Below are 5923 nucleotides of genomic sequence, written 5' to 3' on the forward strand. Positions count from 1 at the left end.
CCAGGGGGTCTCGGTCAGGGGCGGCAGTCATGACGGGCTCCTTCGAAAGCGGGTTCATCCTGTACATGTCCACCCGACCCGCAAACGTCTGCCGCAGCACGAAATCGGCTCGCCGCCCTCGTCAGGGCGCCGGCGACCACGCCGGACGTCAGGTCGCGAGGGACGCGGCGAGCTCGGCGGGCGCTCCGGCGGAGCGGGGCTGCCACGACTCGAAGACGCCGTAGGCGATGATCCGCTCCGCGGTCGACAGCAGCGGATTGCAGCTCGTCATCGTGATGAGGCGGTCGGTCGGAGCGACGTCGCTCGTCCAGGGGACCGGATCGATGACCTGCACTTCGGAGGGCTGCACGTATTCGAGGTTCCGGAACCGGTAGGTGTACCAGCCGTCGGCGGTCTCGATGTAGATCGCATCACCCAGTTGCAGCTCATCGATGAGGTGCATTCCTCCGCCGGCGGCGGAGCGGTGCGCGGCGATCGCGAAGTTCCCCACTTCGCCGGGCATCTGCGTTCCCGGGTAGTGGCCGATACTGCCCACGTCGAGCACGTTCTCCGCGTCGACGCCCTCAGCGATCGTGCGCACCCACCCCTCGCCGTACCGGGGGATATAGAGGTTGCCGAACGTGGTGTCTAGAGCTGCGACTGGCGCGATCACTGGGTCGCCGGGGGCGGCCGGCTCAGCACTCGGCTCGGACGGCGCCTCAGCGGACGGGGCGTCATCACCCCAGCTCTGGCGCAGCTCGGCCGCTTGATCTTCCTGCCGGCCCGCGATCACGGCGTCGTTCCACCACAGCTGCCAGGCGAGGAACAGCAGAACGAGGACCCCTGCGGTCATCAGCAGCTCGCCGAGGACGCCGAAGAAGGACAGGCGGCGACGAGCCGAACGGCGTCGGCGCCGCGACACGTCCACGGATGACGAAGCGGTCATGCGCAGGAGTCTAGGTGTGCCGCTCTCACCGGCATCGCTACGGGAGACGTCTCGTGCGGGAATCGTTCGACGGTCCGACGTTTTGGGCCACTGCTCGTTCTCGCGCGCCGTCGCCGTCCCTTCCGCTGCCTGCCCTGACCCACTGGCAAGCGCGTCACCGCAAGCGAATCGCGTCGCAGTGTTCAGCCCGGAGTGCACCGGGCCGAACGATCAGATAGCGACGGACGGTGTAGTAGCTGCTCCATCCGGCGTGTTTGTGCGAATACTCGGGTTCCGGGTGCGTGACGGGTAGACGAGGGCTAGACCGGCTGCTGCAATCCAGCACGCTGTCCAGAGGCCGTGTCCGGGAGTGCTGTCGGCGCTGCCCCATTCGACCCAGAAGAATCCTGGGTCTGCCACAGGGCAGGCGATAACAACTGCTGCAACCGTCGCTACCCCTGCGGGAACCCAGGGAACGAGGCGTGCGACCACCAGAGCTACAACGACGAGAGCGAGGGCGCCCCAGAGATACAGAAGGGGCATGAGGTCGTATGACGACATGGCCTCAGCGCAGGACGGGTTCATTTCATTCCATCTAGCGCCTGTGCATGGCTGCCAGTAGGACGACGTCGTCCAGGTCACCCACAGTGAGATGCCCATGAGCGTACCCGCGCACGCCAACCGGACTAGAGCCTTAGTGTGCTGGCGTCGCCCCATGCTGAAAATGCTAGTCCGCCGACCGTCCCGGTGGACGATCGTTCATCGGTGCACGCAGACGCGACACCGAGCGCCTGTCGTTCCTCACGGTCGCCTGCACAGCTCGTCGCTGCGTCCCAAACCTCGTGCAGATGACCGTGAACGTTCAGGTCTTCGAGTTCGTCTGCACAACCGACGTGAGCGCGCCGGAATCGTCAGCCGCAGTAGTGATGCTCGAGTACTTCACCCCTCGAAGAAGTAGTGCAGCACTCACCCCGCCGACTACAGCCGCCACGACACCGAGACCGACAGCGATCCCCGCCGTCATCGGATCACCCACGACGGCAGCTACGCCGGCCGCAACAACCCACGGAACGCTCGACCCTACGGCCGGCCCAATAGGGCTGATCAGCGGGGACGACTCGGTGGCTCGTCCCGACCGCAGAGTGATCAGAATCGCCACGAATCCTCCGGCGACGGCAGCCAGGGCACTGACCCCACCGATAATGGCGCCCACCATAATCAAGTAGGCGAAGGCGCCCCACCCGCCCTGTTCGCGGAAGTCGGAGTTACCCGTAAGGACCAATCCCAGACCGAGCAGCGCACCCAGCACCACGCCGACGGGTACAGCACAGAGAGCGGCCCTCCGATGAAGATGGACGATCTGCCGCATGTAGCCACGTTAGCCGGAGAGTCTCCCGGTCAGCGCAATGGCCGTCCCGTAAGAGGATCGTTCACCGATGCGGATCTGACCCGAGTGGTCCAGCGCGCTCCTGCCGTTCACCCGTTGGTCCGATAGTGATGTTGTGCAGACGCTGTCGCTCAAGGCTTCCGCAGCGATCGCGGGCGCAATCACTCTCCTCGCCCTCGTCGCGGGCGTCTTCCTCGACGGATTCTCGTTCGCGTGCAACGAGTCCCTTCCGCCTCAGTGCACGGGGTTTGACGTCGCGTGGCCGGCTCTGTGCTCTGTCGCCCTCGCGACCCTTGTTCTCCTGGTCGTAGCGATGCGCGCCAGCAGGCGCTCTCACGCTCGATGGAGGTGGCTGTTGCTCGCCTTGGGCGTGGTCGGCGCCGTCACCAGCTGGGTTCTCGCTCTGCGTACCGCCATGATCATCGGTTGAGCAGCCCACGGCACGGTCGAACGACCGCTTGTTCCGTATGGAGATCGTTCATCGGGGCGAGGGGGGCGGTGGCCTTCGCTTCGACCGTGTGGATCTAGCTCAGGTTCACCTTCGAGTTCTATGTTGAGCCCATGAAGCGACTCGCGACGTCAGGCCAGTTGGTTGGATGGACAATCGCCTTGCTCGGGGCTGCTGGTGCCGCCGCGTTCCTGGTGCACTGGAGCTCGTGCCTCGGTGGCCTGAACGAGGGTTGCTACAGCGCCACACAGTCAGACTTCACGTGGATCGCCACAACGATCGTCTGGGCCGTCGCCTTCCCGCTCGTGATATTCGGGGCCTTCGTACTCTCGCCAGGACGACCCGTCACGCTGATTGGTGTTGGGCTCCTCATGGTCATCAACCCCCTCACCGACCCTGGAGCGTTCTTTCTCCCGTGGGATGTCGCGGACACCTTGCCCTTTACCGGCGTCGCCACGTCGCTAGCTGCTGTGACTGCAGGTGTCCTCCTGGCCGGATCTTCCTACCGAGCCCGTCGGCCCGATCACAGCCGAGTCGGGAAGCCAGCGCCCGCTGACGTCGCCTACTGACCTTCGATCGGACTTGGGTCGTCCCGTTAGGGGATCGTTCACCGGTCGCGTATCCAGCTACGGGCAGCGGTAGGTCTTCGCGAAGTCGGTTGCCGTGAACTGCCTTCCCTCGGTCATAGAGGTCAGTGACGGGCAGATGTCGTTGTTGTGCGCCGCCGCTACGAAGGGGGTCGCTGCTTGTGGGACGCAGCCGTAGTCCTGGTCGGGCTGGTCGAGGATTCGCAGCTGACCTGTCTCCCCGGCGGCGAGGTGAAGATCGGACCAGGAGCAGGACCAGGTGAGTGAGGCTCCGGTGTCGTTGGTGATGCTGACGTAGTGGGAAGGGCCATGCACTCCGAACAGCAGATCACCCACCCACAGAACCGCGGCCGCCACGACGGCTAGAGCTCCCAGCGCGATCGACAGTCTCACCAACCGTCGTTGGCGGGGTGGTGTCTGCCGGTCCGGCGAGAGTCTGCTCGGGTCCCAGCTGTCCAGGCGTTCAACCACGGCGTATCCACCCCTCGGCGCGACGTGAAGCGGCCTCGATCGCCGCCGAGCTCGTTACCTTGAGTTCTCCCACGGGAGAACAGTAGGCGTGACGCGGCTCTCACCACGAGGAGCTACCGACTCGCGACCGAGAGTGTCCTGTAAGGGGATCGATCCGCGGGACGCTTTCAGCGGACTGCTCGGAGGGGCTACTGCTCGTCTTTCCGGGCTGCTCGGCCGACGAAGTGCACGGACCGTCGAGCGTCGACGAGTTCGCGCTTCTCGAAGTGGCGAACGACGAAGGCTCCTGCGACGAACGAGTAGCCGATGCCCTCCGCGATTCGTGTGAGGACCGGGATGGTGCTGATGATCTGTTCGACGGTGGGTGATCCGTTGGCTTGGTAGGGGGCGATCCAGAACGGCACGATCGTGCCGAAGACGATGCCCAGGAGAATCCCGGCGACACCGATCCAGAACATGGAAGTGGACGAAAGTGCTCTGAGCATGGGATCCCCGGAATGTTCGGTGGGCGAGTCGAGAGGCGCCGCTGTCGGACGCGCCGTCCTCGCTCACGGCTGATCGGTCTGGTTACAAGCGCAGGTTGAGCGCGGCGAGGACGGTGACGAGGCCGGCCGCGACGACGACGACCGTCAGTGCAACGCGCCCCGCCGTACGGCGGAGAAGGCCGGTCATCGTGGCGGCGTCCGCCACGCGAGTCGCGATCACGAGGTCAGGAACGCCGGCCGGCGGTTGCGGTGGCGTCGTGGAGTCGTCTTCGCTGGCCGGGACGCTCACGGTCTGCTGAGCCGGCTCGATCCGATCGGGCAGCTTCTTGAAGCGGCCATCATTCGATTCGCCCACAGCGACCTCCCCAGCGGTCGCCGCATCGCGACCCTCCTTCGTGACTGTAGCCGTGCAACTCCATTGCGTCAGCGTGAGCGCGTAGCGGCCTGGAGCTGGAGACTGCTGCGGCGCACGTCTCCTCTCCACTCCTCGAGCGTCCACCGATCGGGTCCCGTAGAGGAACCTGCTGCTTCCCGAGCGCGCTGCTCGCTGCCATAGATTCCAACGACGTCGGTGGCGTCTGCCCAGAGGGCTGTCCTGAGGAGGAGGTAGTGCTCACCGTCACTGCTGTTCTTCACGCCTCGGATCCTCGTCGGTTCCGACGTCGTTCGGTCACCGTGGCGCGAGGTATCACAGTGCTGGCGCGCGTCCCGTATCGGGATCCTAAACCGGTCACCTATAGCGGCGTTTCTCGCGGCGTCGTTGCGCTCCTCAGCGCGTGTGTTCTCGCGGCACTGTGCGACTGGGCTACTCCGCGTCGTCGCTAGCAGTGTCGCCCCGGCCGCTTGCAAGAGGTCTGTAGCTGGGCAGAGGGGTGGAGCTCGCATCGAACCCCTCAGGGCGATCGTCTCCGTGATCCGCGGTCTCGCGGTCGGCTTCCATGCGCTGCCGCCGTGCCTGCTCCTCGGCCACGGCAAAATCGATGAGCCTCTTCGATCCGTACATACGACCACCTCATTCCTCGGAGTGGCGAGCGTATCGACCTCGGCTGGGGAAGGCGTCATCCCGGTACACACGACCGCTGCCCGCGGTTCCCGCCGCAGCCGACGTCGCCCGTGCCCCAGGTCGCTTACCGGCATTCGCTGCAGCGTGTTCCGTATGGGGATCGATCTGCGGGACGCTTTCAGCGGACCGCTCGGAGGGGCTTGGCGTCGTCGTCGCTTGCTGGTGATGCCGCCAGGGTCGACCGCAGGTCTTCTCGTGCTCGTTGGTAGCGGGTGCGTGCCGTGGACGCGGGGACGCCGAGGAGTTGTCCTGCTTCGGTGATGGAGAAGCCGTCCCAGTGGATGAGGCGGACGAGCTCGGCCTGTTCTGGCGCGAGCCTGGCGATCGCATCGCGCACGTCGACTCCTTCGTCGGCGGGGCGTCCTTCGGTAGGAGCGGTCGCCAGAACGCCGCGGAGCCGGCCGGAGAGGTCGGCTCGCCTGTTCTCAGTGCGGGTGCTGTTCGAGAGGACGTTCCGGGCGATGCCGAAAAGCCACATCCGCGACTCCTCCGCGGTGCGGGGAAGGGCGCCTACGCGGCGCCATGCGGTGAGCATGACGTCCGCGAGTGCGTCGGCGGCGTCCTCGAGAGGGAGGCGG

At 65.8% G+C, this 5923-nt stretch carries 7 protein-coding genes; 1 reads left to right on the forward strand and 6 read right to left on the reverse strand.

Going from position 1 to position 5923, the window contains the following annotated elements; genetic code table 11:
- Nucleotides 1-148: 148 nt before the first annotated feature.
- Together C5C39_RS16850 and C5C39_RS16855 are read right to left on the reverse strand one after the other, a co-directional pair.
- Entirely contained in the window at nt 149-925 is a 777-nt protein-coding gene (locus C5C39_RS16850) for a class E sortase (RefSeq protein WP_104238310.1), read from the reverse strand.
- 841 nt (nt 926-1766) lie between these two features.
- The gene (locus tag C5C39_RS16855; protein ID WP_146076974.1) at nt 1767-2273 is read right to left on the reverse strand and encodes a hypothetical protein; all 507 of its coding nucleotides are present in this window, start codon (nt 2271-2273) and stop codon (nt 1767-1769) included.
- 579 nt (nt 2274-2852) lie between these two features.
- On the opposite strand from C5C39_RS16855, the gene C5C39_RS16865 reads away from it, so the two are divergent.
- Nucleotides 2853-3308, forward strand: a complete 456-nt coding sequence (locus C5C39_RS16865) for a hypothetical protein (RefSeq protein WP_104224249.1) — start codon at nt 2853-2855, stop codon at nt 3306-3308.
- A 57-nt stretch (nt 3309-3365) separates the two neighbouring features.
- On the opposite strand, the gene C5C39_RS16870 is transcribed toward C5C39_RS16865, so the two are convergent.
- The 4 genes from C5C39_RS16870 to C5C39_RS16890 form a co-directional block, all read right to left on the reverse strand.
- The gene (locus C5C39_RS16870; RefSeq protein WP_146078503.1) at nt 3366-3641 is read right to left on the reverse strand and encodes a hypothetical protein; all 276 of its coding nucleotides are present in this window, start codon (nt 3639-3641) and stop codon (nt 3366-3368) included.
- Nucleotides 3642-3985: 344 nt separating this feature from the next.
- Nucleotides 3986-4255, reverse strand: coding sequence for a hypothetical protein (locus C5C39_RS16875; protein ID WP_104224259.1), 270 nt, complete (start codon nt 4253-4255; stop codon nt 3986-3988).
- 109 nt (nt 4256-4364) lie between these two features.
- On the reverse strand, nt 4365-4637 hold the full coding sequence (locus C5C39_RS16880; RefSeq protein WP_104227086.1) for a hypothetical protein: 273 nt from the start codon (nt 4635-4637) through the stop codon (nt 4365-4367).
- Between the two features lie 826 nt (nt 4638-5463).
- On the reverse strand, nt 5464-5923 hold a 460-nt coding region (locus C5C39_RS16890), incomplete at its 5' end, for an RNA polymerase sigma factor (RefSeq protein ID WP_104353923.1).

Origin of the sequence: Rathayibacter sp. AY1F3 (assembly GCF_002931975.1) — a bacterium.
In the GTDB taxonomy this organism is placed as follows: domain Bacteria; phylum Actinomycetota; class Actinomycetes; order Actinomycetales; family Microbacteriaceae; genus Rathayibacter.

Coding starts and splice junctions, on each gene's coding strand:
- C5C39_RS16875 (WP_104224259.1), bottom strand. CDS start 4,255: ATGTTCTGGATCGGTGTCGCCGGGATTCTCCTGGGCATCGTCTTCGGC.
- C5C39_RS16855 (WP_146076974.1), bottom strand. CDS start 2,273: ATGCGGCAGATCGTCCATCTTCATCGGAGGGCCGCTCTCTGTGCTGTA.
- C5C39_RS16850 (WP_104238310.1), bottom strand. CDS start 925: ATGACCGCTTCGTCATCCGTGGACGTGTCGCGGCGCCGACGCCGTTCG.
- C5C39_RS16865 (WP_104224249.1), top strand. CDS start 2,853: ATGAAGCGACTCGCGACGTCAGGCCAGTTGGTTGGATGGACAATCGCC.